This window comes from Rhizobacter sp. P3_B12 (genome assembly GCF_056402895.1).
On sequence record NZ_JBFUGN010001564.1, the window covers coordinates 1 to 849 of the forward strand.

The 849-nt window shown below is 71.4% G+C and carries 1 protein-coding gene; it reads left to right on the forward strand.

Annotated features, from left to right (window positions below):
* On the forward strand, positions 1 to 849 hold an 849-nt coding region (locus AC1D01_RS36880; RefSeq protein WP_477874796.1), incomplete at both ends, for an ATP-binding cassette domain-containing protein.

Below are 849 nucleotides of genomic sequence, written 5' to 3' on the forward strand. Positions count from 1 at the left end.
AGCTCGACGAGGTGGAGCGCATCACCGACGAGATCGTCGTGATGCGCGACGGCCGCTTCGTGACGCGCGCGCCGACCGCCGGGCTCTCGCGCCAGCAGATGGCCAACCTGATGGTCGGCCGCGAGCTGTCGGACATGTTCCCGGTGAAGCTGCCGGTGGCCGGCACGCCGGCGCCGCTGCTGAAGGTCGACGGCCTCAGCGTGCCCGGCTGGGCGCACGACGTGAGCTTCGAGGTGCGCCCGGGCGAGATCCTCGGCTTCGCCGGGCTGGTCGGCGCCGGCCGCACCGAGATGTTCGAAGGCCTGCTGGGCTTGCGGCCGCGTAGCGCCGGGCGCATCGAACTGAATGGAAACGAGATCCAGATGCGCAGCCCGCGCGAGGCGGCGCAGCACGGGCTCACCTACCTCAGCGAAGACCGCAAGGGCAAGGGCCTGCACGTGCGGCTCTCGCTGCGCGACAACCTGACGCTGATGGACCTGGCGCGCCACACGCACCCGCTGCTCGACCTGGCGTCGGAGCAGCGCGCGCTGCAGCAGGCGGTGGCGGATTTCGGCATCCGCACGCGCGACCTCGGCAGCCGCGCGTCGTCGCTGTCGGGCGGCAACCAGCAGAAGCTCGCGATCGCGAAGGTGCTGCAGCCGCAACCGCGCGTGGTGGTGCTCGACGAGCCGACGCGTGGCGTCGACGTCGGTGCCAAGCGCGACATCTATTTCCTGATCCAGCGCCTGGCCGAGCAGGGCCGCGGCGTCGTCGTCATTTCATCCGAGCTGATCGAGCTGATCGGCCTGTGCCACCGCGTCGCCGTGATGCGCGCGGGCCGGCTGCAGGCCACGCTGTCGGCCGACCACC